The 25,009-nt window shown below is 57.7% G+C and carries 23 protein-coding genes; 13 read left to right on the top strand and 10 right to left on the bottom strand.

Translation table 11 applies throughout. The features are described from left to right. Window positions 1-256 precede the first annotated feature (256 nt). Together mfd and VOI23_RS04860 are read right to left on the bottom strand one after the other, a co-directional pair. A complete protein-coding gene (gene mfd / locus VOI23_RS04865) occupies window positions 257-3,715 on the bottom strand; it encodes a transcription-repair coupling factor (protein ID WP_323782374.1) in 3,459 nt (1,152 codons plus the stop codon). Then, window positions 3,672-4,271: a component of SufBCD complex gene (locus tag VOI23_RS04860; protein WP_323782371.1), complete on the bottom strand. Its 600-nt coding sequence runs from the start codon at window positions 4,269-4,271 to the stop codon at window positions 3,672-3,674. Before VOI23_RS04860 ends, mfd begins: the two co-directional genes overlap by 44 nt. Before the next feature lie 116 nt (window positions 4,272-4,387). Between VOI23_RS04860 and hemB the strand changes: the two genes are divergently transcribed. Continuing rightward, window positions 4,388-5,395, top strand: coding sequence for a porphobilinogen synthase (gene hemB, locus VOI23_RS04855; protein WP_323782368.1), 1,008 nt, complete (start codon window positions 4,388-4,390; stop codon window positions 5,393-5,395). A gap of 109 nt (window positions 5,396-5,504) precedes the next feature. Next, window positions 5,505-6,065, top strand: a complete 561-nt coding sequence (locus VOI23_RS04850) for a YSC84-related protein (protein ID WP_323782365.1) — start codon at window positions 5,505-5,507, stop codon at window positions 6,063-6,065. A gap of 82 nt (window positions 6,066-6,147) precedes the next feature. Here VOI23_RS04850 and VOI23_RS04845 read toward each other — a convergent pair whose 3' ends face one another. Next, window positions 6,148-6,609, bottom strand: coding sequence for a DNA polymerase III subunit chi (locus VOI23_RS04845; protein ID WP_323782363.1), 462 nt, complete (start codon window positions 6,607-6,609; stop codon window positions 6,148-6,150). Window positions 6,610-6,615: 6 nt separating this feature from the next. Next, on the bottom strand, window positions 6,616-8,085 hold the full coding sequence (locus VOI23_RS04840) for a leucyl aminopeptidase (protein ID WP_323782360.1): 1,470 nt from the start codon (window positions 8,083-8,085) through the stop codon (window positions 6,616-6,618). A 129-nt stretch (window positions 8,086-8,214) separates the two neighbouring features. Here VOI23_RS04840 and lptF point away from each other — a divergent pair, with 129 nt between their 5' ends. From lptF to rsmA, 6 genes are read left to right on the top strand one after another with little or no spacing between them, the layout of a single operon-like run. Continuing rightward, window positions 8,215-9,345, top strand: coding sequence for an LPS export ABC transporter permease LptF (gene lptF, locus VOI23_RS04835; protein ID WP_323782356.1), 1,131 nt, complete (start codon window positions 8,215-8,217; stop codon window positions 9,343-9,345). After that, window positions 9,342-10,439, top strand: a complete 1,098-nt coding sequence (gene lptG / locus VOI23_RS04830; RefSeq protein WP_323782354.1) for an LPS export ABC transporter permease LptG — start codon at window positions 9,342-9,344, stop codon at window positions 10,437-10,439. The genes lptF and lptG overlap by 4 nt, the downstream gene beginning before the upstream one ends. Next, the gene (locus VOI23_RS04825) at window positions 10,439-12,604 is read left to right on the top strand and encodes an LPS-assembly protein LptD (RefSeq protein ID WP_323782352.1); all 2,166 of its coding nucleotides are present in this window, start codon (window positions 10,439-10,441) and stop codon (window positions 12,602-12,604) included. Before lptG ends, VOI23_RS04825 begins: the two co-directional genes overlap by 1 nt. Then, window positions 12,601-13,827, top strand: a complete 1,227-nt coding sequence (locus tag VOI23_RS04820) for a peptidylprolyl isomerase (RefSeq protein ID WP_323782349.1) — start codon at window positions 12,601-12,603, stop codon at window positions 13,825-13,827. The genes VOI23_RS04825 and VOI23_RS04820 overlap by 4 nt, the downstream gene beginning before the upstream one ends. Further along, a complete protein-coding gene (gene pdxA / locus VOI23_RS04815) occupies window positions 13,824-14,798 on the top strand; it encodes a 4-hydroxythreonine-4-phosphate dehydrogenase PdxA (protein WP_323782347.1) in 975 nt (324 codons plus the stop codon). The genes VOI23_RS04820 and pdxA overlap by 4 nt, the downstream gene beginning before the upstream one ends. Next, entirely contained in the window at window positions 14,795-15,637 is an 843-nt protein-coding gene (rsmA, locus tag VOI23_RS04810; RefSeq protein ID WP_323782344.1) for a 16S rRNA (adenine(1518)-N(6)/adenine(1519)-N(6))-dimethyltransferase RsmA, read from the top strand. Before pdxA ends, rsmA begins: the two co-directional genes overlap by 4 nt. 76 nt (window positions 15,638-15,713) lie before the next feature. On the opposite strand, the gene VOI23_RS04805 is transcribed toward rsmA, so the two are convergent. From VOI23_RS04805 to prfA, 3 genes are all read right to left on the bottom strand, one after another. Continuing rightward, the gene (locus VOI23_RS04805; RefSeq protein ID WP_323782342.1) at window positions 15,714-16,316 is read right to left on the bottom strand and encodes a DUF4167 domain-containing protein; all 603 of its coding nucleotides are present in this window, start codon (window positions 16,314-16,316) and stop codon (window positions 15,714-15,716) included. Between the two features lie 232 nt (window positions 16,317-16,548). Then, on the bottom strand, window positions 16,549-17,406 hold the full coding sequence (gene prmC, locus VOI23_RS04800) for a peptide chain release factor N(5)-glutamine methyltransferase (protein ID WP_323782339.1): 858 nt from the start codon (window positions 17,404-17,406) through the stop codon (window positions 16,549-16,551). Beyond that, window positions 17,403-18,452: a peptide chain release factor 1 gene (gene prfA, locus VOI23_RS04795; protein ID WP_323782336.1), complete on the bottom strand. Its 1,050-nt coding sequence runs from the start codon at window positions 18,450-18,452 to the stop codon at window positions 17,403-17,405. Before prfA ends, prmC begins: the two co-directional genes overlap by 4 nt. Window positions 18,453-18,515: 63 nt before the next feature. On the opposite strand from prfA, the gene VOI23_RS04790 reads away from it, so the two are divergent. After that, window positions 18,516-18,815 (top strand): hypothetical protein, encoded by a 300-nt coding sequence (locus VOI23_RS04790; protein WP_323782334.1) that lies wholly within the window; start codon window positions 18,516-18,518, stop codon window positions 18,813-18,815. Here the strand turns inward: VOI23_RS04790 and VOI23_RS04785 are convergent. From VOI23_RS04785 to VOI23_RS04775, 3 genes are all read right to left on the bottom strand, one after another. After that, window positions 18,738-19,142: a DUF1499 domain-containing protein gene (locus VOI23_RS04785; protein ID WP_323782331.1), complete on the bottom strand. Its 405-nt coding sequence runs from the start codon at window positions 19,140-19,142 to the stop codon at window positions 18,738-18,740. The genes VOI23_RS04790 and VOI23_RS04785 overlap by 78 nt on opposite strands. A 96-nt stretch (window positions 19,143-19,238) precedes the next feature. Then, window positions 19,239-20,198 carry an agmatinase gene (speB, locus tag VOI23_RS04780; RefSeq protein ID WP_323782328.1) on the bottom strand — a complete coding sequence of 320 codons (960 nt, stop codon included), beginning with the start codon at window positions 20,196-20,198 and terminating at the stop codon, window positions 19,239-19,241. Between the two features lie 56 nt (window positions 20,199-20,254). Next, a complete protein-coding gene (locus VOI23_RS04775) occupies window positions 20,255-21,430 on the bottom strand; it encodes a M20 aminoacylase family protein (RefSeq protein ID WP_323782325.1) in 1,176 nt (391 codons plus the stop codon). 64 nt (window positions 21,431-21,494) lie between these two features. Here VOI23_RS04775 and mazG point away from each other — a divergent pair, with 64 nt between their 5' ends. The 4 genes from mazG to VOI23_RS04755 all read left to right on the top strand — a co-directional run bounded on the left by mazG (window position 21,495) and on the right by VOI23_RS04755 (window position 25,003). Then, window positions 21,495-22,328 carry a nucleoside triphosphate pyrophosphohydrolase gene (gene mazG, locus VOI23_RS04770; protein ID WP_323782322.1) on the top strand — a complete coding sequence of 278 codons (834 nt, stop codon included), beginning with the start codon at window positions 21,495-21,497 and terminating at the stop codon, window positions 22,326-22,328. Window positions 22,329-22,405: 77 nt separating this feature from the next. Next, window positions 22,406-23,419 carry a Fe(3+) ABC transporter substrate-binding protein gene (locus tag VOI23_RS04765; protein WP_323782318.1) on the top strand — a complete coding sequence of 338 codons (1,014 nt, stop codon included), beginning with the start codon at window positions 22,406-22,408 and terminating at the stop codon, window positions 23,417-23,419. 199 nt (window positions 23,420-23,618) lie between these two features. After that, entirely contained in the window at window positions 23,619-24,560 is a 942-nt protein-coding gene (locus VOI23_RS04760) for a nucleoside hydrolase (protein ID WP_323782315.1), read from the top strand. Then, a complete protein-coding gene (locus VOI23_RS04755; protein WP_323782312.1) occupies window positions 24,557-25,003 on the top strand; it encodes a GNAT family N-acetyltransferase in 447 nt (148 codons plus the stop codon). The genes VOI23_RS04760 and VOI23_RS04755 overlap by 4 nt, the downstream gene beginning before the upstream one ends. Window positions 25,004-25,009 lie beyond the last annotated feature (6 nt).

Here is a 25,009-nt window from a genome sequence, read left to right as displayed (position 1 = left end):
CGCAGTCTTCCCGGGGTATTTGGACCGAGATGAAACCCGATCACCGCAGGATCGGAATAGGTCCGGCGGCCGGTTCGGTAAGCGTGCCGGTCACGCGCGGATCAGGCACGACTTCGATCTGCCGCTTGATCGGTTTGAAACCGGAACGGCAGCAGAAACCGAATGCGGCGGGATGATCCAGCGTGCAGTTATGGACATTAAACCGCTTGATCGGATGCCCTCAGGCGATCTCTGTGACGCGGTTTATCATCCAGCGTCATTTCTGTTTCCGTTTCCGGTCGTCGATGACCTTCTGCGCCAGATCGCGGGCGATGGCGAAGGCACCCTTGATCTTGTCGCTATCGGCTTTCCAGTCGCGGCGGATGACGATTTTGTTGTCTTTGACTTTGGCAAGCCCGTTCTGCGCTTGAATATATTCCACCAATCCCTGCGGCGAGGCGAATTTGTCGTTGTGGAACTGGATCGTTGCACCCTTGGGGCCGCCATCCAGTTTGGCAATGCCAGCCTTTTTGCACATCTCCTTGATGCGCACGATCAGCATCAGCGTATTGACCTCTTTGGGCAGTTTTCCGAACCGGTCGATCAGTTCAGCGGCGAAGCCTTCAAGTTCAACTTTTCCAGACAAGCCACTGAGACGACGATACAATCCCAAGCGCACATCGAGATCAGGCACGTAGGTTTCGGGGATCAGCACCGGCACACCGAGGTTGATCTGTGGTGCCCACTGGTCGTCGGCATCGCTCAAACCTTCAAGCTCGCCTGCCTTGATCTTGGCGATCGCCTCTTCCAGCATCGACTGATAAAGCTCGTATCCGACATCGCGCATCTGGCCGGATTGCTCTTCGCCCAGAAGGTTGCCCGCACCCCGGATATCGAGATCCTGACTGGCCAGGGTGAAGCCTGCGCCAAGCGAATCGAGACTGCCCAGAACCCGTAGACGCTTTTCTGCTGTCGGCGTCAGTTTGGTACGGGGTTTCGTGGTCAGATAGGCATAAGCGCGGGTTTTGCTGCGTCCGACCCGGCCGCGGATCTGATAAAGCTGCGCCAGACCGAACATGTCGGCGCGGTGTACCACCATTGTGTTGGCCGTGGGGATGTCCAGTCCGCTTTCGACAATCGTCGTCGCCAGAAGAACATCGTATTTCCCATCGTAAAACGCATTCATCCGCTCATCGAGATCACCTGCGGCAAGCTGACCATGGGCGGTGATGAAACTGACCTCGGGTACCTGTTCGCGCAGAAACTCCTCGATCTCGCCCAGATCGCGAATCCGTGGCACCACATAGAAACTTTGCCCGCCGCGATAATGTTCGCGCAGCAGTGCTTCGCGGACGGTAACAGCATCGAATTCGCTGACATAGGTGCGGATCGCCAGACGATCCACCGGCGGCGTGCCGATGATTGACAGGTCACGTACCCCTGACAGCGACAGTTGCAGGGTGCGCGGGATCGGCGTGGCGGTCAGGGTTAACACATGGATGTCCGTGCGCATCTGTTTCAACCGTTCTTTATGCGCGACGCCAAAATGCTGTTCCTCGTCGATGATCAGCAGGCCGAGGTTCTTGAACTTAATGTTTTTCGCCAGCAACGCATGGGTGCCGACCACGATATCGGCGGTGCCACGGGACATGGCGTCGCGGGTCACGTTGGCATCCTTGGCTGTAACAAAGCGGGACAAGGGTCTGACTTCGATGGGAAATCCACGGAATCGCTCTGCGAAACTCTTGTAATGCTGGCGCGCCAGCAGCGTCGTGGGCGCGATCACGGCAACCTGAACGCCGGACATAGCAGCTACGAACGCGGCGCGCATCGCCACTTCGGTTTTCCCAAAACCCACATCGCCGCAGATCAATCGGTCCATTGGGCGCCCGGACGTCATGTCGTCCAGCACGTCCTCAATCGCCCTGAGCTGATCATCGGTTTCCTGATATGGGAAACGGGCGCTGAAGGCTTCCCAGGCGTGATGCTGTGCCTCCAACATCGGCGCGGTACGCAATTCGCGTTCAGCAGCCACCCGGATCAACCGGTCGGCCATTTCCCGTATGCGTTCTTTGAGCTTGGCTTTCTTGGCCTGCCAGGCACCGCCGCCCAAACGGTCCAGCAGCGCTTCGTCATGGCCATATTTGGTCAAAAGCTCGATATTTTCCACCGGCAGGTAGAGCTTGGCCTGTTCGGCATATTCCAACAGGATACATTCATGCGCCGCTCCGGCGGCGGTGATGACTTCCAATCCCATGTAGCGGCCGATTCCGTGGTCGAGATGCACCACCAAATCACCCGGCGACAGCGATTGTGTCTCGGTCAGGAAATTTTCGGCCCGGCGCTTGCGCTGCGATTTTCGGATCAGCCGGTCCCCCAGAACATCCTGTTCCGAAATCACCGTCAGACCGGGCGCCTGAAACCCGTGTTCGAGTGGCCAGACGGTCAAATGTAGCCCGTGTTTTCCGATCCCCTTGACGTCACGCACCGTGACCGCGCCGATCATGTCTTCGTCTTCCAGCAGCCCTTCAAGGCGTTCCCGCGCGCCTTCGGAATAAGAAGCGATCAGAACCGGTCCCGTTTCTAATTTTTTACGAACATGGTCCGCTAAAGAACTGAATAAGTTTATATTTTCCTGTTGTCTTTCAGGGGAAAAATTGCGCCCGATACGCCCGCCTGCATCAATTACACCGGCGCCAGACGCCTGTGCTAACGGATGGAATTGCACCGCCCGCCGACCTGCAACGGCAACGTTCCAGCTGGCATCGTCGAGATAAAGCAGACCGGGTGGTACCGGTTTGTAAACCGTGTCCATCCGCCCCTTTTGTCCCAAGGCAATGCGACGGGTTTCATATTGATCCTCGATGGTCTCATACCGGCTCAACCGTGTCGGCGTCACCTGATCGTCAAGCGTCACCGTCGCCTCGGGCAGGTAATCGAACAGTACCTCCAGCCTGTCGTGGAAGAATGGCAGCCAGTGTTCGATGCCCTGATGCTTGCGTCCGGCGCTGACCGCTTCGTAGAGCGGATCGTCTGTGCCTGCCGCGCCAAATTCCAGCCGGTAATTCTGACGAAACCGCAGGATCGCAGGGTCGTCCAGAATGACTTCGGAAACCGGGGCCAGTTCGATCACATCCAGTTTTTCAGTGGTACGCTGACTGACGGGATCGAACCGCCGCGCGCCGTCCAGCACGTCGCCAAACAGGTCCAGCCGAACCGGACCGCCGTCGCCCGGTGGAAAGATGTCGATGATACCGCCGCGAATGGCGTAATCGCCTGGTTCCATAACCGTTGGAGCTTGGGAAAACCCCATCCGGACAAGGAAATTGCGCAGCGCCTTTTCGTCAATCTGGTATCCGACGCGGGCGGTAAAGGCCGCTTCTCGCAGCACATCGCGCGCTGGTACCCGCTGCATCGCTGCCGATACCGTCGTCAGCAGCACGAATTGCTTGGGTGCGCCATGAACCAGCCCGGCCAGCGTCGCCATCCGTGCGGCCGAGATATCAGCATGCGGGCTGACCCGGTCATAAGCCAGACAGTCCCAGCCCGGAAAACTGAGGATCGGAATATCGGGAGCGAAGAATCTGAGGGCAGATTCCATCGCGGCCATGCGTTTGTCATCACGGGCAATATGGATCACCGGGCCGCCGCTTTTGCCGATCTCGTCTAGAATCAGCTTGGCGTCATAGCCTTCAGGTGCGCCCCCCGCCGTGATGATCTGGCTGCTCTGCGTCATGGAAGATGTTGTATCCCAGAGGTTTGAAGTGGTCTTCGTTGAACCGGTCGGACAAAGAGGAAAAAATTCCCCACATGGAGGTGAGGAAAATGGATATCATTCCAATCACCTGGGTCCAGAGCCGTTGTCGGCTCAATCGTTTGCGCAGCAGCGCACCGGTGGCTTCTTCGATGTGGATGCGGCGGGCGGTTCTGAGGGCAAGAAGCCGGACAATCGCCATCGGAAAGGCGAGGCAAAACAAAGCCTGCGCAATCTGCAGGTCATAGACAAACCCCAGGATCGTCAATGAGGTCAGCAGGAAGCAGGCGAACCCCAAAATCCACAACCCCGACACATCCACGATATAGAGTTGTCGGTTGATATTGATCCGCGCCATGTCTTCCAGATCGGTCTGCGCCTGGTCGCCATTGCGTGCCGCGCGCACCACCATGTCAAAAGGCACACCCAGAACCCAATGACTGGCACTGGACCACATCACCGCAAGGGCGATCCAGAACCAGAGATTCGAGAAGGATCGCAGATCCAAGACTTCATTCAGCGTCTGATACCAGCTCACGCTTTTGTTTCCCGTCAGTTCGTTATCGTCTGCATACTTTGCCCGCGCGGCAATTCCTACCCTTGAGATGCGGGAAATTACATGGCACCCATGTCGCAATCAGAAAGGACGCGTCCATGTCACATCTCGGCCAAGCCCCCTTCCCAACAACCCGGTTCCGCCGTACCCGCCAATCACCGCAGATACGGGCGCTGGTGCAGGAAAATACTTTGGGGGTTGGCGATCTGATTTGGCCGGTCTTCGTGCGTGACGGCGAAGGAGTAGAAGAACCGGTGTCTTCGATGCCCGGGGTGATGCGCCGCTCGGTCGATAAAATCGTCGATGCCGCGCGTGAAGCCGCTGATCTGGGCATCCCGGTGATTTGTCTGTTTCCCTATACCGATCCGGCGCTGAAGACTCCGACCTGTGAAGAGGCGTGGAATCCTGACAACCTTTCAAACCGCGCGACCCGCGCGATCAAGGACGCCGGGATTGATATCGCAGTGATGTCGGATGTGGCGCTGGACCCCTATAATTCTGACGGCCATGACGGCTTTGTCGTCGACGGCAAGATCATCAATGACGAAACCGTCGACGCGCTGGTCAAACAGGCGTTGTCTCAGGCCCGCGCGGGCGTAGATATTATCGGACCCTCGGACATGATGGACGGCCGCATCGGTGCGATGCGCGCGGCGCTGGAAGCCGAGGGATTTCAGGATACCATGCTGTTGTCCTATTCTGCAAAATATGCCAGCGCCTTCTACGGCCCTTTCCGCGACGCGGTTGGCGCCAGCGGGGCGCTGAAGGGCGACAAGACCACCTATCAGATGAACCCGGGCAATACCGACGAGGCGTTGCGCCTGATCGAACGGGATCTCAGCGAAGGCGCCGACATGGTGATGGTCAAGCCGGGTATGCCTTATCTGGATATCTGCCGCCGGGTGAAAGACCGTTTTGCAGTGCCGACCTATGCCTATCAGGTGTCAGGCGAATACGCGATGATTCAGGCGGCGTCGCTGAATGGGTGGATCGACGGCGAAAAGGCAATGATGGAAAGTCTGCTGTGCTTCAAGCGCGCAGGCTGTGATGGCATTCTGACCTATTTTGCGCCTGCAGTTGCAAAGAAATTGCAGGGGTTGCGGTAACCTGCCGACGCGTGCGGGTTGGGCGTGACAGGACGCGGTCCTGCGCTTATACTCAAGGCAGAAACCGGCAGTATAGTCGGCAGCAGTCAGGCAATGAACAGGCAATATCATGACACAGTTTTCACGACGCGGCTTTACGCTGGCGGCTTTGGCCGGCGCAGGTGTGACCGCAGCTTGCGGTAATGGCATCGGCAGCAATGCCGGCCTCAAGATCGATGCGCGGGTCGATAAGACTTTGGACTATCTCTATAATACCTACCCCAACACCCGCAATCTGGCCGAAAAATCCAATGGACAGTTGGTAATGCCGCTGGTCACCGAGGCCGGGTTCGGTATCGGCGGCGGCTATGGCCGTGGCGCGCTGCGCGTCGATGGGGTGACGGTAGATTACTATTCGTCGACCAAGGGCAGCATCGGGTTTCAGATCGGGGCGCAACAATTCGCTCATGTTCTGTTTTTCATGACCGAAGACGCGCTGATGCGGTTCCGCCATTCTCCGGGCTGGGCGGCGGGTGCCGATGTGGAATATGCGCTGAACGACAAAGGCGGCAACATGAGGGCCGAAACTACGACATCGACCAGCCCGGTCGTGGCGGTGATCTTCGGTCAGGCTGGTCTGATGGCGGGTGCTACTCTGGAAGGTGTGAAATACACCCGGATCATTCCGTGATCCCATTGGGCGAAATCTGATGCAGGATTTCGCCCGGTTTTCCGAACGTGAACGCAGGGTGACGGGCACCGCTTAGATCGCGTCAGCTTTCCGCCTTCTTTTCCCACCGGCCCGATTCTTCCGACCAGTATTGCGCCGAACAGCCCGCTCCGGTCAGCGCCTTCCACTGACCGCGCGCCACTTGCATCGCGTCTTCGTCGGTTCCGTCGAACAGGATGCAAACGCGCTCCATCGCTTTTACTTCTTCCGGGCTCACCTCTGCTCCATCGATCGCCATCAGGCAGGCCGGGTCATTTGCCGCCGCCTGACCCACCGTGGTCAGCAGAACCGGCTGCTGGGCGTCATGCGGCCCACCGGAAAGACCATGCGGCAGAAATGCGTCCTCTGGTCCCAGCCACAACTTCTGATCCAGCCATTCCATCCGATCGCGATTGGGGCCGCGCACAGCCACCTTCCAGCCAGCACCCAGCGACTTGCCCAACAATATGGGCAGGGTCGCTTCGAGCGGCGCACGGGTAAGATGATAGAAAAACGCAGCCCCCATAAGGGATTAACCCTCGAACTTATCGGCAATCAAACGGTTCAGCGCCATCACGCCCCAGCCTGTCGCCCCCTTGGGCGCATATTTGGTTTCCGCCTTCACACTCGCCACGCCAGCGATATCGAGGTGAATCCACGGCATGTCTTCCTTGATGAAGCGTTGCAGGAACTGGGCCGCGGTGATCGACCCGGCAGGACGTCCGCCGGAATTCTTGATATCGGCGATCTGTGATTTGATCAGGTTATCATAGGCTTTGCCCAACGGCATCCGCCAGGCACCTTCGCCTTCGGCGTCGGCGGCTTTGAGGAAATCCTTGCACAATCCATCGTCATTGGAAAAAACGCCCGCGTTTTCATGCCCCAGCCCGACAATGATCGCGCCGGTCAAGGTCGCAAGGTCGATCACGCCCGCCGGATTGAACCGGTCTTGCGCGTACCACAGAACATCGGCCAGAACCAACCGGCCCTCAGCATCGGTGTTGATCACCTCGATGGTGTCGCCCTTCATCGATTTTACCACGTCGCCTGGGCGGGTAGCATTGCCCGAGGGCATGTTTTCCACCAGCCCGACCAGCCCCACGACATTGGCCTTGGCTTTGCGCAAGGCCAGCGCGCGCATCACCCCTGCGACCACACCGGCACCGCCCATATCCATGGTCATGTCTTCCATGCCGCCCGCAGGCTTCAGGCTGATACCGCCAGTGTCGAACACCACGCCTTTGCCGACCAGAGCCAATGGTGCGGCATCTTTTTCGCCACCATTCCATTGCATCACCACCACTTTGGATGGGCTGACGCTGCCCTGACCCACCGATAACAGGCTGCCCATGCCCAGTTTTTCCAAAGCGTCTTCTTCCAGAACCTCCACCGTCAGGCCCAGATCGGTCATTGCCTGCAGCCGGTCGGCAAATTCGGTCGTGGTCAGAACATTGGCCGGTTCGCTGATCAGATCGCGGGTGAAAAACACGCCGTCGGCAACGTTGAGCAAAGGGGCGGCAGAGGCGTTCGCCTCGTCCGGTTTGGAACAGGCGATCACGGTGGCTTCGACTTTGTCCTGTTCGGCGGTTTTATGATCGGTGAAGGCGTAGCCGCGCAGCGCAAGCCCCATTGCAAGGTCGTCGGCATGGCGCAGATTGCCCGCCAGGATCAGTTGTTCCTTGCTTCCTTTTGCCTTGGCCAGAGCCGCCCCGCCCTTGCGCGCCAGTTCGGACTGGGGGTTACGCGGCAGGCGTAAAATATCCAGGGCCTCGGCTTCCATTCCGACCGGAAAAGCGATTGTTGCCACCTGCCCGTCTTTCATCTTGGCGAACCGCTCGGACCCGGCAAAGCGCGCCAGCGCCCCCTTGGTCAACCGGTTCACCCGGCGCGCGCCGGGGTCCAGTTTACCTTCGCCATCGACAATCACCGCCACCCGGCCTTTCTGAGTGGCAATGGTATCTAGATCGGTTTCGACAAAACGGATGGAAATCGGCGCGGTCATCTGGTGCTCTCCTCGTTGATACCCATTGATACCTAGCGCCGCTTTGCCGACATTGCCAGATAGCAGTTTACCCCCCCGGTCCACATCTTGTAACGTCCGGCATAAATTACGCATTGCCTTGGGGGGCTCGTGTCCAGATTCGACAGATATGTGCTGTCGCAGCTAATGGTGCTGTTCGGCTTTTTTGCGCTGGTGCTGGTGTCGATCTATTGGATCAACCAGGCCGTGCGTCTGTTCGACCGCTTGATCGGTGACGGTCAGTCCGCCTTTGTCTTTATCGAATTCACCGCGCTGACCTTGCCCAACGTGATCCGGCTGGTGTTGCCAATGTCTGTATTCGCCGCATCGGTCTATGTCACCAACAGATTGTCGAGTGAATCCGAGCTGGTCGTGATGCAGGCAACCGGATTCAGCCCGTGGCGGTTGGCGCGGCCCGTGTTGTATTACGGGTTGATCGTTGGGGTGATGATGTCGGTTCTGACGCATGTTTTGGTGCCGATCAGTCTGGGCCAGATGAAGCTGCGCGAAAACGAAATTTCCCGCAACATTACTGCCAAGTTACTGACCGAAGGAACCTTTTTACATCCAGCCGACGGTGTGACTTTCTACATCCGCGATATCACCCCTGATGGCGCGCTGGAGGATGTATTTCTGTCGGATCGGCGCAGCGAAAAAAGGGCGATGACCTATACCGCCAACCGCGCCTATCTGATTAATGATAATGGGGCAACCAAACTGGTGATGGTAGATGGGCTGGCTCAGAGCTATTTGCGTGACGGCAATCGGCTTTTTACCACGCATTTCGTAGATTTCACATATGATATCAGTAAGTTGATTGGTGTTGCTGATGTCGATATCAGGCAAATTCGTAATAGCCCCACTTGGGAATTGATGCGCGAACCGGCGGCTATCGCGGCGGAAACCGGTGAAAGCATCGGCCGCGCCATCGAGGAATTGCATTACCGGGTGAATCAGGCGTTTCTCTGTGTCGTGGCGGCGTTGATCGGATTTTCCACCCTGCTGGTCGGCGGTTTTTCCCGCTTTGGCGTCTGGCGCCAGATCGTGGCCGCGCTGGTGCTGCTGGTCATCGTCAAACTGGTCGAGGGGTTGGTGACGGATGCGGTACGTTCCAATCCCGACCTTTGGCCGCTGGTCTATAGCCCCTCGGTGACCGGCGCGATGATGTCCGTGACCCTGCTCTATTGGGCGGCCAAACCACGCAGACGGCGGCGACAGCGCCAACCGGAGGCGGCGCTATGAAACTAGACCTCTATTTCGGGCGCAAGTTCTTCACCATTTTTGCTGGCATCAGCGGGGTATTTTTTCTGCTGATGCTGTTGATCGATCTGGTCGAACAGATCAGCCGGTTTTCTGCCAGTGGTGTATCGCTCACCGATATTTTCGAACTGACGTTGCTGAACACGCCCGAAGGGCTGTACAGCATTATGCCGCTGATTATGATCCTGTCCACGATCACCCTGTTTCTGGGGCTGGCCCGGTCGTCGGAACTGGTGGTGGTGCGGGCTTCGGGGCGTTCTGCCCTACGCAGTCTGCTGTCGCCATTGATCGTGGCTGCGACCATCGGGACACTGACCGTAGCGATGTTCAATCCGATCGTCGCGGCAACCTCCAAGCGGTATAATGAACTGTTCGAAGCCTATCAAAGTGGATCGGCCAATGCGTTTTCGATCAGCAAAGAAGGGTTGTGGCTGCGTCAGGGCGGGAAAGATGGCCAGACCGTGATCCGCGCCGCCCGGGCCAATCCCGAAGGCACCACCTTCTATGACGTTACGTTCCTCAGCTATTCCGCCGATGGCGGCCCCATGCGCCGGATCGAGGCCGAATGGGCCGTTCTGGGGAACGGTCAGTGGACCCTGACCCACGCCAAGGTCTGGCCTCTTAATCCTCAGCTAAATCCCGAAGGCGCTGCGGAAACCTTTGCCGAAATGACCCTGCCTTCGTCACTGACGCAGGAACGGATACGCGACAGTTTTGGATTGCCCAGCTCGATATCGATCTGGAATTTGCCCAGCTATATCGCCCAATTGGAAGAAGCCGGGTTTTCCGCCCGCCGTCACGCCGTTTGGTTGCAGATGGAACTGGCTCGACCGATGTTTCTGATGGCGATGGTGCTGATTGCCTCGGCTTTCACGATGCGGCACACCCGGTCTGGGCGCACCGGGATTGCCGTTCTGGCGTCGATCATGCTCGGCTTTAGTCTTTATTACATTAGAAATTTCGCACAAATACTTGGCGAAAATGGACAAATTCCGATCATGCTTGCAGCGTGGGCGCCGCCATCGGCGTCGGTTCTGCTTGCGCTCGGACTGCTTTTGCATATGGAGGACGGGTGATGAAACGACGTCTTCCTTCAGTCCTTCTGGCGGCATTGCTTTGTGCCGGTCATGTGTTGCCCGCTATCGCGCAGCAGCAGGACGATCCTGTGCCCGTGCAAGAGGTCAAAAACGCGGTTTTGGTTGCTGATAACCTGCGGGTCGAAGGCCGCAACCGGTTGATCGCCGAAGGCAATGTCGAAGCCTTTTATGACGATATCCGATTGAAGGCCGCGCGCGTGATCTATGATCGCGCCGAGGACAAGCTGACCATAGAGGGGCCGGTCACCCTGAGCGAAGGGGAAGACACCATCGTTTTGGCCGAATCCGGTGAACTGGATGCCAGATTGGAAAACGGGCTGCTGCGCGGTGCGCGGATGATCATGAATCAGCAAGTCCAGTTGGCCGCAGCACAGATTAGCCGCGTTGGCGGACGCTATTCTCAATTGTACAAGGTCGCGGCGACCTCATGCAGGGTTTGTAACAGCGATACGCCACCGCTGTGGCAGATCAGGGCCACGAAAACCACACATGATCAAAAAGAGCGCCAGCTTTATTTTGAAAACGCGCAATTGCGGATCATGAATGTACCAGTGTTCTGGCTGCCACGGTTGCGGTTGCCCGATCCAACTTTGGAACGCGCCACCGGGTTCATGATCCCGTCTTTGAAGCAGAATTCTCTGCTGGGGTTGGGGTTCAAGATGCCCTATTTCATCAAGATGGGCGATCATCGCGATCTGATGTTGACCCCATACCTGTCGTCCAAGACGCGTACGCTGGAACTGCGCTATCGACAGGCGTTTCGTCATGGCCGGATTGAATTCAACGGCGCGGTATCCGACGATTCTATTCAATCAGGCCGCCGCGGATACCTGTTCGGCCAAGGCTTGTTCAATTTGCGAAACGATTACCAACTGAGTTTCAATGTCGAAGCGGTCACTGACCGTGCCTATCTGGTAGAATACGACTATTCCGATAAGGACCGGTTGGAAAGCGAGGTCGCGTTGACCCGGGTCAGACGCGACGAATATATCCGCGGTGCGCTGACCTCCTACCAGACGCTACGCGATGGTGAAGACAATTCCACCCTGCCCACGATCATCGGCGATATCGATTACGAAAAGCGTTTTTTCCCAAAATCGATCGGCGGTGAGGTCAGATTGTCGTTGGGTGCCCATTCACATTACCGCTATTCCGATCTGGATATCGACGGGCGCGACGTTAGCCGGGCAGATACGGAACTAAGCTGGCGCAATACCTGGACCGGTCCGGCGGGTATCCGTATGGAATATTATGCCGGCGTTGCGGTTGATGCTTTTTCAGTCAAGCAAGACAGCAGTTCCGTCGATAAGGAAACCGTGGTGACCCCGCAAACCCGGGTAACGCTGCGGTGGCCATGGATGAAAACTGCGCGAAACGGCGCCATTCATGTGATTGAACCGGTGGCCATGATTGGTTGGACTGGTGGGACCAATTCTAATGTGCCCAACGATGAAAGCACCCGAGTTGAATTCGACGAAAGCAACCTGTTGGCGCTATCGCGATTTCCGTCCTATGACCGGCGCGAACGCGGTGCGCAGGCTGCTTTGGGATTGGTCTGGACCCGGCTTGGACCCAAGGGAGGCAGTTCGACTCTGGCTTTTGGGCAGGTCTATCGCGAAACGTCCGAAAGCGATTTTTCGGTTTCGTCAGGCCTGTCAGGAACCACGTCGGATTTGTTGTTGGCGGGTCAGCTGAAAAGTGTAAATGGCTTGTCGCTTAGCGCGCGCACGTTGCTGAGCGATCAGGGATTCGACGTGTCCAAGGCCGAAGCCCGCGCCGCGTGGCAGTTGGCACGTGGTGGCTTTGGCGCCTCGTATGTCTGGCTTGGGGCCGACTTGGCCGAAGATCGCAGCAGTACGGTGTCGGAATGGCTTTTGGATGGCTATTACCGGTTTTCCAACCAGTGGTCGGGCACCGCTGATTGGCGTTATGACGTTGCCAGCGACAAGACTGCCGAAGCCAGTCTGGGATTAGTTTACCGAAATGAATGCGTTCAGGTAAACCTTTCCCTCTCGCGCCGCTTCACCTCTTCCACTATCGTCGAGCCGTCGACCTCTTTGGGCTTCACAGTCAAACTGACTGGGTTTAGCGCGGGCAAGGTCGACAAAAGCTATACCCGCAGTTGCAGGAACCAAGGACTATGAAACAGACCATGCGCCAGATTCTTTTTGCCGCCGCGGCCGTCGGAACCGTTCTGACCGCCCCCGTGCTGGCGCTGGCCCAAGGGCTTTTTGATCCGGTGATCAAGGTCAATGACCGGGTTATCACGCAATATGAAATCGAGCAGCGAGAATTGCTGTTGGGGGTGCTAAACGCGGCCGGCAACAGGAACGAACTGGCCCGCGAACAGTTGATAGAGGATCGTCTGAAACTCGAAGCGGCCGACGCGGTCGGACTGCAGATTTCTCCCGAGGGGATCGACGCTGGGGTGGCCGAATTCGCTGGCCGCGCCAACTTGAAGCCAGAACAGCTCTATCAACTACTGGCAAAGGAAGGCGTCGACAAACAAAGCTTTCTGGATTTTATGCTACCGGGGCTCAGCTGGCGTGAGTTGATTCAGGCCAAATACAACGGCCGGGTTTCGGTATCCGAGGCCGAAATCGACAAAGCGCTCAATGCCGTTACAGGTGGCAGTTCGGTGCGGGTGCTGGTTTCGGAAATCATCATTCCCGTACCTCAGGGGCGCGAAGAAGAGGTTCAGGCGCGGGCCGAGGAGATTAGCCAGATCGAAAGCCTCAGCGCCTTTTCCGAGGCCGCGCGGAAGTATTCCGCCGCTAACAGCCGCAATGTCGGCGGGCGACTGGGCTGGATGCCGATTACCAAGCTGCCCCCGGCCTTGCGTCCTGTTCTGTTGGGGCTGGCACCGGGCAAAACCACCGCACCGCTGCCGTTTCAAGGCGCGCTGGCGGTGTTCCAGCTGCGCGCGATCGAAGAATCTGACTACAAGGTGCCAGAATATTCAGCGATTGAATATGCGGCCTATTACATGCCGGGCGGACGTAGCCCCGAAACTCTGGCTAAAGCTGAAAAGCTGCGTGAGCATATCGATACCTGCGACGACCTTTACGGTGTCAATCAGGGCCAGCCAGACGAATTGCTGGACCGGGTAACCACCACGCCCGCAGAATTGCCGCAAGATATCGCGATGGAACTGGCGAAGCTCGACAAGGGCGAAGTGTCGACCAACCTGACCCGGGCCGATGGGCAGCAGTTGGTTTTCCTGATGCTCTGTGGTCGCACACCCGCGATTGCCGAAGGTGCGTCGCGCGAAGAAATCGCCGCCCAACTGCGTAACCGCCAACTGGAATCCTTTGCCAATGGATTTCTGGAAGAACTGCGTTCCGAAGCCCGGATCACCTCTCGATGAGGGCGCCAATCGCGCTCAGTTGCGGCGAACCTGCGGGGGTCGGTCCCGAAATCGCGCTTCATGCCTGGGACGTGCTGGGCGACAGCCTGCCGTTTTTCTATATCGGCGACCAGCGGCATTTGCCGGACACCGCCCCGGTGGTGATTATCGACAGCCCCGAAGACGCGATTGCAGCCAGCCGCCGTGGTGTGCCGGTGCTGCGGCATGACTTTCCCGCCGCGGCCAGGCCCGGGCAGCCCGATCCGGAAAATGCACAAGGCGTGATCGATGTGATCGCGCGTGGAGTTGAATTGACGCAAAGCGGTGCAGCTTCGGCCTTGTGCACGCTGCCCATTCACAAAAAAGCGCTGAAGGATGGGGCGGATTTCGCCTATCCCGGTCATACCGAATTCCTTGCCGCGCTGGCCAATGTGGACCGCGTTGTGATGATGCTGGCCAGCGATGCGTTGCGGGTGGTGCCGACCACGATCCATATCGCGATCAACGAGGTGCCGAAACAGCTGACCGCCGATCTGCTGACCGAAACAATCCGGATCACGGACGCGGCGTTGCGTCGGGATTTCGGACTTAGCAGTCCGCGTTTGGCCGTGGCCGGGCTGAATCCGCACGCTGGCGAAGGTGGCACGATGGGGCGCGAAGAGATCGAACTGATCAATCCCGTCCTTGATCGGCTGCGGGCCGAGGGATTGCATTTGGACGGACCCAAGTCTGCCGACACGATGTTCCATGCGGCAGCACGGTCACATTACGACGCTGCGATCTGCATGTATCACGATCAGGCCTTGATCCCGATCAAGACCATAGATTTCGCGGGCGGCGTCAATGTAACACTTGGGCTGCCCTTTATCCGGACCTCACCTGATCACGGAACCGCATTCGATATCGCGGGCAAAGGGCTGGCCGATCCGACATCGACGATTGCCGCGTTGAAACTGGCCAATAAAATGGCTTCGAACCGGACCCGCACATGAGCCAGATTGATCCCCTTCCGCCGCTGCGCGACGTGATCGACAGTCATGGCATTGCAGCCAGGAAATCACTGGGTCAGAATTTCCTGCTTGATTTGAACCTGACGTCAAAAATTGCCCGGATCGCGGGCGATCTGAGCGGCTGTGACATTCTGGAAATCGGACCTGGACCCGGCGGATTGACTCGCGGATTGCTGGCCGAAGGTGCACGCAAGGTGCTGGCGATCGAAAAAGACAGCCGCTGCATGGCCGCCCTGGACGAAATCGCGCAAATCTATCCGGGCCGGTTACAGGTGATCAACGGCGACGCATTGGAAATCGATCCGCTACAATACCTGACGCCGCCGATCCGGATCGCTGCCAACCTGCCATATAATGTCGGGACAGAATTGTTGGTCCGCTGGTTGACGCCAAAAGAATGGCCGCCGTTCTGGACATCTTTGACATTGATGTTTCAGAAGGAAGTCGCGGAACGGATCGTGGCACAACCCGGATCCAAGGCCTATGGCCGGTTGGCGATCCTGGCGCAATGGCGTTGCGATACGCGGATCGCGCTGCAATTGCCACCCGAAGCCTTCAGCCCGCCGCCCAAAGTGCATTCTGCCGTGGTACATCTGACCGCCCTGCCCGAACCTCGCTTCCCTGCCGATCCGAAAAAGTTGGAACAGGTGGTTGCTCGCGCGTTCAATCAGCGGCGCAAAATGTTGCGCGCAGCTTTGAAAGGTGTCGCTCCGGATATTGAGGATCGTTTGATCGCGTCCGGTATCAAGCCGACCGACCGGGCTGAAACTGTGGGGCTGGAACAATTCTGCGCCCTGACGCGGAACTTGTCCGCAGGCTGAGGGTCCGCACCTGTAGAAAGTGGTCGCGCAAGCAAAAAGGCCCCTCTCGGGGCCTTTCAAATCAAGCTTTCAAAGATCACTCTGCGGCTTCTGGTGCCCCGGGTGCAGGTGGATCTTTCGGCGCATCTGGCGCAGACCCGTCTTCGACCGTTTTCTTGGCACGGGGTTTGCGCGGTTTGCGGGCCGGTTTCGGCTTGGCCGGTTTTTCCGAAGCGGCCTCGGGTGTTTCCACCAGTCCGCTGTCTTTATCATTGCCCAGATCGACAATATCGGGCTGCTCGGAGCTGCCGGGATCCTCAGTGCCTTCAGCCGAAGTTTTCGGCGCCTCAGAGGGATCGCGGTCCTGACGTGTCGCGCGTTCGCGGTCGCGCTCGGCCTGACGTTCGCGGTTTTCGCGTTCCTGCTGTTCGCGCCGTGCGTCCATTTCGCGCTGCGCCTGACTCAACATGCGCAGGTAATGTTCGGCGTGCTGCTGAAAATTCTCAGCCGCCACACGGTCATTGCTCAGCTGCGCGTCGCGGGCCAGTTGATTATACTTATCGATAATTTGCTGCGGCGTACCGCGCACTTTACCTTCGGGGCCGGAACTATCGAATACACGATTAACGATATTTCCGACATTACGGTTATTGTTGCTACGGTTCGACTTTGACCGCGAACGGGATTTGGAAGATCTCATCTTACTGCTGTCCAGCCTTCACATTTCAGCGTCGTAGGACCCGTTTCACGCCTCTTGCGCTCAATTACCAACCGGGTTCAAAACGTTTTGTGGCTTGGCGTCGGGCGGGAGCGGATTAGAGCATCCTGCGCCTCGACCCCTTCTGAGTAGTCGGTTGAGCGTATCGTGGCAAGAGGCAACCAGACAAAAATCTGATGTTTCTCGTCCTTGCAGCAGGTTTATCCACAGAAAATCAGCGGACTGTTGCCGTGACGACGCGATCACGCCCTTCCAGATCGGGCAGGGTTTCTACATTCACAAACCCCGCTTGACGGAAAATTGCCGATACATCGGGACCTTGGTGCAAGCCGATTTCTACCAGCAACCGTCCGGTTTCAGTCAAATGCTCTGCTACACCGGCGGCTATGACCCGATAGGGGGCCAGCCCATCCCCACCGGGGGTAAGCGCCAGATGCGGATCGTGGTTCAAAACCTCCCGCGACAATCCGCGCATTTCATCGGCCGAAATATACGGGGGATTGGATACAATCAAATCGAACCTGCCGTCGATCGCGGAAAACCAGTCCGAAACCATGAATGCAACCCGATCGGTCAATTTCAGCGTATCCGCATTGCGTTGTGCAACATCAAGCGCCTTGTCGCTCAGATCGCTGCCAATGCCGGTCGCGCGGGGCCATTCGTCCAGCAAGCTAAGCAGAATACAGCCGCTGCCGGTACCCAGATCCAGGATGCGGTCTGGTGCGGGCCCTTTCAGCGCAGCCGCAACCAGTGTTTCAGTATCGGGACGCGGGTCCAGAACATCGGCGCTGATTTCAAAGCGATGGTTCCAGAAATCACGATAGCCGATGATTTTTGATACCGGTTCTCCTACGCTGCGGCGCTGCAGCAGATCGGCATAACGCGACATGACCTCGGTATTGAAATCGCTGATATCCAACTGGATCAGCCCAGCCTGATCGACGCCTGCCGCATGGGCCAGCAGCAAACGCGCTTCGCGGGCGGGGTTGTCCGTGTTTGCCAGGGTTTCTTGTCCCAGCTTGAGCGCCATCGACAAGGCCTGGCCTGCGGATCGCGCTTTGAGCGGGGTCACCCGTTCATCTCCGCCAGCATTTCGGCCTGATGATGGGCGATCAGCGCGTCAATCACGTCATCCAGATCGCCCTGCATGATCTGGTCCAGCTTGTAGAGCGTCAGGTTGATGCGATGATCGGTCATTCGGCCTTGCGGAAAATTATAGGTGCGGATGCGTTCCGACCGGTCGCCGCCGCCAACCTGTGCCTTGCGGTCTGCGGCGCGTTCGGTATCGATCCGCTGACGTTCCAGATCGAACAGCCGCGTCTTGAGAACCTGCATGGCGATGGCACGGTTCTGGTGCTGCGACTTTTCTGATGAAGTCACCACGATTCCGGTCGGGATATGGGTGATGCGAACCGCCGAATCCGTCGTATTCACATGCTGTCCGCCTGCGCCTGAACTACGCATGGTGTCGATGCGCAGATCGTTCTGGTCGATATGGATATCGACATCTTCGGCTTCGGGCAGAACCGCCACGGTAGCGGCCGAGGTGTGAATGCGCCCCCCCGATTCCGTTTCCGGCACGCGCTGCACCCGGTGCACACCGCTTTCGTATTTCAGCCGGGCAAAGACACCTTCACCTTTGACATGAGCGGTAACTTCCTTGATTCCTCCCAGTTCGGTTTCGGCCAGATCAATGATCTGGAACGTCCAGCCCCGCGCCTCGGCGTACCGCTGATACATCCGCAGCAGGTCACCGGCGAACAGCGCTGCCTCGTCGCCCCCCGTTCCCGGCCGTATCTCGATCATCGCCGGGCGCGCATCGGCCGCATCCTTGGGCAGCAGCGCCAGTTGCAACGCCTTTTCCACCTCTGGAATCTGCCCCTTGAGGTCTGGCAATTCTTCTTCGGCAAGGGCCTTCATTTCGGGATCGTTCAGCATCTCTTCGGCGTCTTCGAGGTCGTTGAGCAGTTGCTTATAAACCTTGATCTGCTCAACCACCGGACGCAGATCGGCATATTCCTTGCCGATCACGGCAATGTCGCCGCGACCTTCGGACATCTGCGCTTCGAGGAATTCAAAACGGTTGGTGATCTGATCTAGTCGGTCCAGTGAAATCATATCCCTGCTTTTTCCCATTCACGTGATTTGGTCAAGAGGGGTGGATATGCTAGACTTCTTTTCATGTGGAAAACTCTGGCTTTTGTTCTGCTTGCCACGCCTGCCCTGTCCGATCAGACCATCGGTGGCAAGGTGGTGGATTGCTATTGCACTGATAAGTCCGGTGCCCGGGTCGAACTGGGTCAGACCATTTGCCTGCAGGTCGATGGTCGCATGTTCATGGCGCAATGCCAGATGTCCCTGAATGTACCAATGTGGCGTGAAGTGGCGCAGGGCTGCCTCAGTTCATCGCTGCGCCAAAGCGTCAAGCCAGTTGGCGATGCGTTCGGCGTTTACTCCGAAATCGTTGCGGCCAAATCGTAATCTGCCATATAACGCAATCTGATCGCTGCGTTGTTCCACGGTGGTGAAGTCAGGAAAGCCCCAGAATGCACTGCGGCTGATATAGGTGATCAGGCCTTCCTCCACTGAACCGGCCAGAACCTTTGTGCGCGGCCAGCTCAGCGCGATCTCATGTAGCCGGGCGAATTGCCTGGCGTTTGCCGGGATGACGCGGACGATGCCGGCGCTGAACTGCTTGTCCTGATCGCCCTTGATCGGTTGATGCCAGCGGGTCGGGTCATTCGGGGAAAGACGGATATAGGCCATCAAACCCAACAGTATTAAAACGAAAAACCCAACAAATTTCATCGCCTGCCACTTTCACTGTTCCAGAGATATTCAAGAAACCCCATTGGGGGCCAGGAGCGGCTCAAAGACAAGATTGACGCGGCGTTCCGCTTTGTTTTAGCGCCGGTTCCAGCCCCAAAGGCAGATCAGTTCCATCGCCACATGCGCCCCGGCCACGGCGGTGGCCCCGGTGGTATCATAGGGCGGCGACACCTCGACGATATCGCCCCCTTTCAGATTGATCCCGGCCAGATCGCGCAGGATGATAGCGCTCTGGGCACTGGTCAGTCCGCCCCAGACCGGCGTTCCGGTGCCCGGCGCATAGGCCGGATCGAGCGCATCAATGTCAAAGGTCAGATAGGTCGGTGCATCGCCAACGATCGCTTTGACCTTTTTCGCGATATCGGCGGGTGCGCTTTCATGCACTTCGCGCGCATCAATCACATTCATGCCTAGATAATCGTCGCATTCGGTGCGAATTCCGATCTGAACCGAGCGTTTCGGGTCCACCAGCCCCAGCTTCACCGCCTTGTACATGAATGTACCGTGATCGATCCGGTCGTAATCGTCATCCGCCCACAGGTCGGAATGGGCATCGAACTGGATCACGCTCATCGGTCCATATTTTTCGGCATAGGCTTTCAGGATCGGCAGCGCGATATAGTGATCGCCGCCCAATGTTACAGTGCCGACATCGGCGGCCAGAATTGTGCGGAAATGGTTTTCCAATGTGGCAGGAAATTCAGACGTCTTGGCGTAGTCAAAGGCCAGATCGCCATAATCGACGATGGAAAAGCTGCCCAGCGGGTCATAACCCCAGCCATAGGGCGGATCATAGGGTTGCAGGCTGCTGGCTTCGCGGATCGCACGCGGACCGAAACGGGTGCCGGGCCGGTGCGTCACCGCCTGATCGAACGGCACGCCAGTGATTGCCAGGTCAACCCCGGTCAGATCCTTGGAATAGCGGCGGCGCAGGAAAGAAGTGGCCCCGCCAAAAGCGTTTTCAAAGCTCAATCCGCGCAAATCATCGCGGGTAAAGGCGTGATCGATTTGCGTTTTTGCATCTTCCAGGCCCATGTGGCGACTCCCGTTTAAGAAATTTGATCAAAATATTGCAGAGCCGCGCGCCCTGGTCAACGATCCCTGTTCTTGATCGGCAACGCGGTTTCGACCAACCGGGAAAAAAACGATGCGCCAATCGGTGCGATCGCATCGTTGAAATCGAAGCCCGGTTGATGCAGCCCCGCACCTTCGCCACCACCGATGTACAGATAGGCGCCCGGACGAGCCTGCAGCATATAGGAAAAATCTTCGGCCCCCATGTCGCGGGTGCCGTCGTCTATCACCATGCTTTCCCCGGAAACCTGCCGCGCCACTCCGGCAGCAAAGGCAGTTTTCGCCGGATCGTTGACCGTGGCCGGATACCAGACTTCGTAATTCAGCTCTGCATCGACCCCATAGGCCGGGCCCATCCCATCGACAATTTCCTGCATTCGGCGCATCACCATTGCCTGCACATCCCGGTCAAAGGTGCGCACGGTACCATTGATATAGGCCGTTTCGGGAATGATGTTTTCCGCCGATCCGGTATGGATCTGAGTGACCGAAATTACCAGATCATTCAGTGCATAGTGATTGCGGCTGGAAATCGATTGTATCGCCTGAACGATTCCCACGGCGGCGATCACCGGATCGCGGGTTTCATGTGGCATCGCACCATGACCGCCGATGCCTTTGACACGAATGTGGAAAGTATCTACCGCCGCCATGATTGGTCCGGGTGTGGTGTAGAACCCACCTTCGGTGAAACCCGGCAGGTTGTGCAGCGCATAGACTTCTTCGATGGCGAATGTGTCCATGATGCCTTCTTGGACCATCACGCCGCCGCCGCCGCCATCTTCCTCGGCCGGTTGGAAAATCAGCGCGACGGTGCCGTTGAAATTGCGCGTCTCAGACAGGTATTTTGCCGCCCCTAGCAACATCGTGGTATGGCCGTCATGACCACAGGCGTGCATCACGCCCGGTGTGGTGGAGGCATAGTCGGCGCCGGTTTCTTCCTCGATTGGCAGCGCATCCATATCGGCGCGCAACCCGATCACCGGGCCATCCCCCTGCCCCCGGATCAGCGCTACGATGCCGGTTTTCGCGATCCCGGTATGGATCTCATCCACGCCAAATTCCTTCAGCCGTTCCTCGACGAAGGCCGCGGTTTGGAAACAGTCGAATTTCAGCTCGGGATGCTGATGCAGGTGCCGCCGCCAAGCGGTCATTTCGTCGGTGAACCCGGCGATGCGATTGATCACGGCCATGTACTGGACTCCGGCTGGTCTAAAGGTCAGGGTCACACTCAATCGTAATATGGGAGCCGCCGCAATGCCCGATGACACGCTGATAAACGACCCCAAAGGAGGAATGCCGCGTTTGCTGGAAATCATGCGCCGATTGCGCGACCCCCAAACAGGCTGCCCGTGGGATATCGAGCAGGATTTCAGTACCATCGCGCCGTATACGATCGAAGAAGCCTATGAAGTCGCCGATGCAATCGAACGGAAAGCCTGGGACGAGTTGAAGGGCGAATTGGGCGACCTTTTGTTCCAATCGGTGTTTCATGCCCAAATGGCAGAAGAGGCCGGGATGTTCAGTTTCGACGATGTGGCCGACACCATGTCAGACAAGATGGTGGCACGGCATCCGCATGTTTTTGGTGATGAAAGCCGCGATAAATCCGCCGAACAACAAACGGTCGACTGGGAACAGATCAAGGCTGCTGAACGGGCACAGAAGGCACAAAAGGGAACGCTTGACGGTGTCGCGGTCGGGCTTCCGGCGCTGCTGAGGGCAGTGAAATTGCAAAAACGTGCTGCAAGGGTTGGGTTTGACTGGCCACATGTCGACGACGTGCTCGACAAGATAAAGGAAGAGGCCGAAGAACTCACCGAGGCCCGAAACGAATTGACCCAGAAAGAGATCGAGGAAGAGTTTGGCGATCTTCTGTTTGTGATGGCCAATCTGGCCCGGCATCTGGAGGTCGAACCCGAAGCCGCTTTGCGGGCTGCCAATGCCAAGTTCATTCGTCGGTTCGAAGGGATTGAGGCCAAACTGGCCGAGATGGGAAAGATGCCGTCAGAGTCGAATCTAAAAGAGATGGATGCCTTGTGGGATCGGGTCAAACTGGAAGAACGGGGTCAGTGCTCAAAATCTGATTGATTTAATCGGGTATTGACCCGACCGAAAGAGTCGGGTTTAACGTTGCTCAAATGTCTGTTGAGTATCGGAGGTCTTGCATGCTCACTAAAATCAAACCCATTGCCCTTGCTGTTCTAGGCCTTGCGATGGCGGCCCCGGCGATGGCCGAAGAGGTTAACCTTTATTCCTACCGTCAGCCCGATCTTCTAAAGCCACTAACGGACGCATTCGAGGCGGAAACCGGAATCGACGTCAATGTTGCCTATCTGAGCAAGGGTATGGTCGAACGTCTGACCGCTGAGGGCAAACGGTCGCCCGCCGATCTGGTGCTGACCGTCGACATCTCACGCCTTGCTGCGGTGGTCGATGCCGGGCTGACCCAGCCGGTGGAAAGCGATATCCTGACCGCGAATGTTCCCGCGGCCTATCACGACCCTGAGGGCCAATGGTGGGGCCTGACTACCCGTGCCCGGGTGGTCTATGCCAGCAAGGACCGCGTGAAGCCAGGCGAGGTTACCACCTATGAGGATCTGGCAGATCCGAAATGGAAGGGCCGCATCTGCACCCGCTCGGGTACCCATGCCTATAACGTCGCGCTGACTGCGGCGGTGATCCATCATTTGGGCGAAGATGGTGCCAAGGCATGGCTGGAAGGTCTCAAGGCCAACCTGGCTCGCAAGCCGCAAGGTAACGACCGTGCGCAGGTCAAGGCAATCTGGGCCGGCGAATGCGATATCGCCATCGGCAACACCTATTATATGGGAGAAATGCTGGAAGACCCTGAACAGAAAGAATGGGCCGAAAGCGTCAATATCGTTTTTCCCGTGTTCGAAGGCGGTGGTGCGCATGTGAATATTTCCGGTGTGGCGATGACCAAATCCGCCCCGAACAAGGAAAACGCGCTCAAGCTGATGGAATTTCTGACCGCACCCGAGGCGCAGCGGATTTATGCGGTGGCCAATCACGAATACCCGATCGCGCCGGGGGTCGAACCGGGTGAGTTGGTGAAAAGCTGGGGCGATTTTGTTCCTGATGATGTCAATCTGATGGAATTGGCCAAGTTGCGCCCCATCGCTTTACGGATCATCGAGGAAGTCGATTTCGACGGTTAAGTTCTGCGAGATCATCGGAAAAGGGCGGCACCAGAGGGTGCCGCCCTTTTCTGTGGCAGCATCAGGGCGTGCCGGCTGCGCCGGTGAGTATTTGTCCAAGGAGAAACAGCAGAACCAGCGCTGGAAATCGGCCTGTGGCTCAGCTCTCTGGACTTCGTTAGTTGAACCTGAAAAGGTTTCTGCAACCACGGAGGGGCGAATGGATAAGCACAGGATCATCATTGATACCGATCCCGGGCAGGACGATGCGGTGGCCATTCTGCTGGCGCTGTCCAGCCCGGAGGAGATCGAGGTTCTGGGGATCACTGCAGTTGCTGGCAATGTGCCGCTGCCTCTAACCGAACTGAACGCGCGCAAGGTCTGCGAATTGGCCGGACGGCCGGATATGAAAGTGTTTGCCGGTTGCGACCGTCCGTTTGGGCGCAAGTTGGTCACCGCCGAACATGTTCATGGCAAATCCGGGTTGGACGGGCCGGTTCTGCCCGATCCGAAAATGCAGCTTCAGGACGGCCATGCGGTGGATTTCATCATTGACACGCTACGTGCGGAACCCGCCGGATCGGTGACATTGTGCCCATTGGGACCGCTGACCAATATCGCGATGGCGTTTGAAAAGGCCCCCGACATCACGGAACGGGTGCGTGAAATTGTGCTGATGGGCGGGGCCTATTTCGAGGTGGGTAACATCACGCCGACGGCCGAGTTCAATATCTATGTAGACCCTCAGGCGGCCCGGATCGTTTTCGGCTCGGGCGTGCAGATCACAGTGATGCCACTGGATGTGACACACAAGGCTCTGGTAACACCGGCCCGCAATGACGCCTTCCGCGCCATTGGCAACCGGGTCGGGGTGGCGGTGGCTGAGATGACCGATTTCTTTGAACGCTACGACATGGAAAAATATGGCGCGCAGGGCGCGCCTTTGCATGACCCCTGCGTCACCGCCTATCTGATCCGGCCCGAGCTGTTTTCCGGCCGCCATATCAATGTTGAGATCGAAACCAGTTCGGAACTGACAATGGGCATGACCGTGGCGGATTGGTGGCGGGTATCTGGGCGCGATCCCAATGCCATGTTCATCCGCGATATCGACGCAGACGGGTTTTTTAGCCTGCTGACTGACCGACTGTCGCGATTATGACCGCGCTGCATCTGGCTGGACCCGACGATCTGGACTGCTTGCTGCCGCAGGTGCGGTCATTTCAGGATGATCGGGGCATTACACGCAGCGACGACGACCGCGCCGCAGCGCTGAGGCCGCTATTGGAGGGGTCGCCGCATGGCGCTGTTTATCTGTTCGGACCAAAACGGGCTCCGATCGGTCATGTCGTGATCAGTTTCGGGTGGTCCTTGGAGGTCGGCGGTATGACCGGTTTCATTGATGAAATCTATGTCCGTCCCAGCGTGCGCGGGCGCGGCATCGGAACAGAAGTTTTGACCGCGCTGACAAAGGCGCTGGTCGGTGCCGGTCTGAAGGCGCTGCATGTGGACCTGAACCGGGGCGATGAAAAATCCCGGGATTTCTATGCAAGGCTGCGATTCCGGGAACATTCGGACCATTTTCTGATGACTCTGGAGTACTGAACCTTG

Source organism: Thalassovita sp. (assembly GCF_034670005.1).
Taxonomy (GTDB): domain Bacteria; phylum Pseudomonadota; class Alphaproteobacteria; order Rhodobacterales; family Rhodobacteraceae; genus Thalassobius.
This window is presented reverse-complemented; position numbering and strand designations above follow the sequence as displayed.

What these genes read in the sequence shown, in the direction of transcription:
- mfd (WP_323782374.1), bottom strand. Translation starts at nt 3,715, where the DNA reads ATGACGCAGAGCAGCCAGATCATCACGGCGGGGGGCGCACCTGAAGGC.
- hemB (WP_323782368.1), top strand. Translation starts at nt 4,388, where the DNA reads ATGTCACATCTCGGCCAAGCCCCCTTCCCAACAACCCGGTTCCGCCGT.
- VOI23_RS04850 (WP_323782365.1), top strand. Translation starts at nt 5,505, where the DNA reads ATGACACAGTTTTCACGACGCGGCTTTACGCTGGCGGCTTTGGCCGGC.
- VOI23_RS04845 (WP_323782363.1), bottom strand. Translation starts at nt 6,609, where the DNA reads ATGGGGGCTGCGTTTTTCTATCATCTTACCCGTGCGCCGCTCGAAGCG.
- VOI23_RS04840 (WP_323782360.1), bottom strand. Translation starts at nt 8,085, where the DNA reads ATGACCGCGCCGATTTCCATCCGTTTTGTCGAAACCGATCTAGATACC.
- lptG (WP_323782354.1), top strand. Translation starts at nt 9,342, where the DNA reads ATGAAACTAGACCTCTATTTCGGGCGCAAGTTCTTCACCATTTTTGCT.
- VOI23_RS04825 (WP_323782352.1), top strand. Translation starts at nt 10,439, where the DNA reads ATGAAACGACGTCTTCCTTCAGTCCTTCTGGCGGCATTGCTTTGTGCC.
- VOI23_RS04820 (WP_323782349.1), top strand. Translation starts at nt 12,601, where the DNA reads ATGAAACAGACCATGCGCCAGATTCTTTTTGCCGCCGCGGCCGTCGGA.
- pdxA (WP_323782347.1), top strand. Translation starts at nt 13,824, where the DNA reads ATGAGGGCGCCAATCGCGCTCAGTTGCGGCGAACCTGCGGGGGTCGGT.
- rsmA (WP_323782344.1), top strand. Translation starts at nt 14,795, where the DNA reads ATGAGCCAGATTGATCCCCTTCCGCCGCTGCGCGACGTGATCGACAGT.
- VOI23_RS04805 (WP_323782342.1), bottom strand. Translation starts at nt 16,316, where the DNA reads ATGAGATCTTCCAAATCCCGTTCGCGGTCAAAGTCGAACCGTAGCAAC.
- prfA (WP_323782336.1), bottom strand. Translation starts at nt 18,452, where the DNA reads ATGATTTCACTGGACCGACTAGATCAGATCACCAACCGTTTTGAATTC.
- VOI23_RS04790 (WP_323782334.1), top strand. Translation starts at nt 18,516, where the DNA reads ATGTGGAAAACTCTGGCTTTTGTTCTGCTTGCCACGCCTGCCCTGTCC.
- VOI23_RS04785 (WP_323782331.1), bottom strand. Translation starts at nt 19,142, where the DNA reads ATGAAATTTGTTGGGTTTTTCGTTTTAATACTGTTGGGTTTGATGGCC.
- speB (WP_323782328.1), bottom strand. Translation starts at nt 20,198, where the DNA reads ATGGGCCTGGAAGATGCAAAAACGCAAATCGATCACGCCTTTACCCGC.
- VOI23_RS04775 (WP_323782325.1), bottom strand. Translation starts at nt 21,430, where the DNA reads ATGGCCGTGATCAATCGCATCGCCGGGTTCACCGACGAAATGACCGCT.
- mazG (WP_323782322.1), top strand. Translation starts at nt 21,495, where the DNA reads ATGCCCGATGACACGCTGATAAACGACCCCAAAGGAGGAATGCCGCGT.
- VOI23_RS04765 (WP_323782318.1), top strand. Translation starts at nt 22,406, where the DNA reads ATGCTCACTAAAATCAAACCCATTGCCCTTGCTGTTCTAGGCCTTGCG.
- VOI23_RS04760 (WP_323782315.1), top strand. Translation starts at nt 23,619, where the DNA reads ATGGATAAGCACAGGATCATCATTGATACCGATCCCGGGCAGGACGAT.
- VOI23_RS04755 (WP_323782312.1), top strand. Translation starts at nt 24,557, where the DNA reads ATGACCGCGCTGCATCTGGCTGGACCCGACGATCTGGACTGCTTGCTG.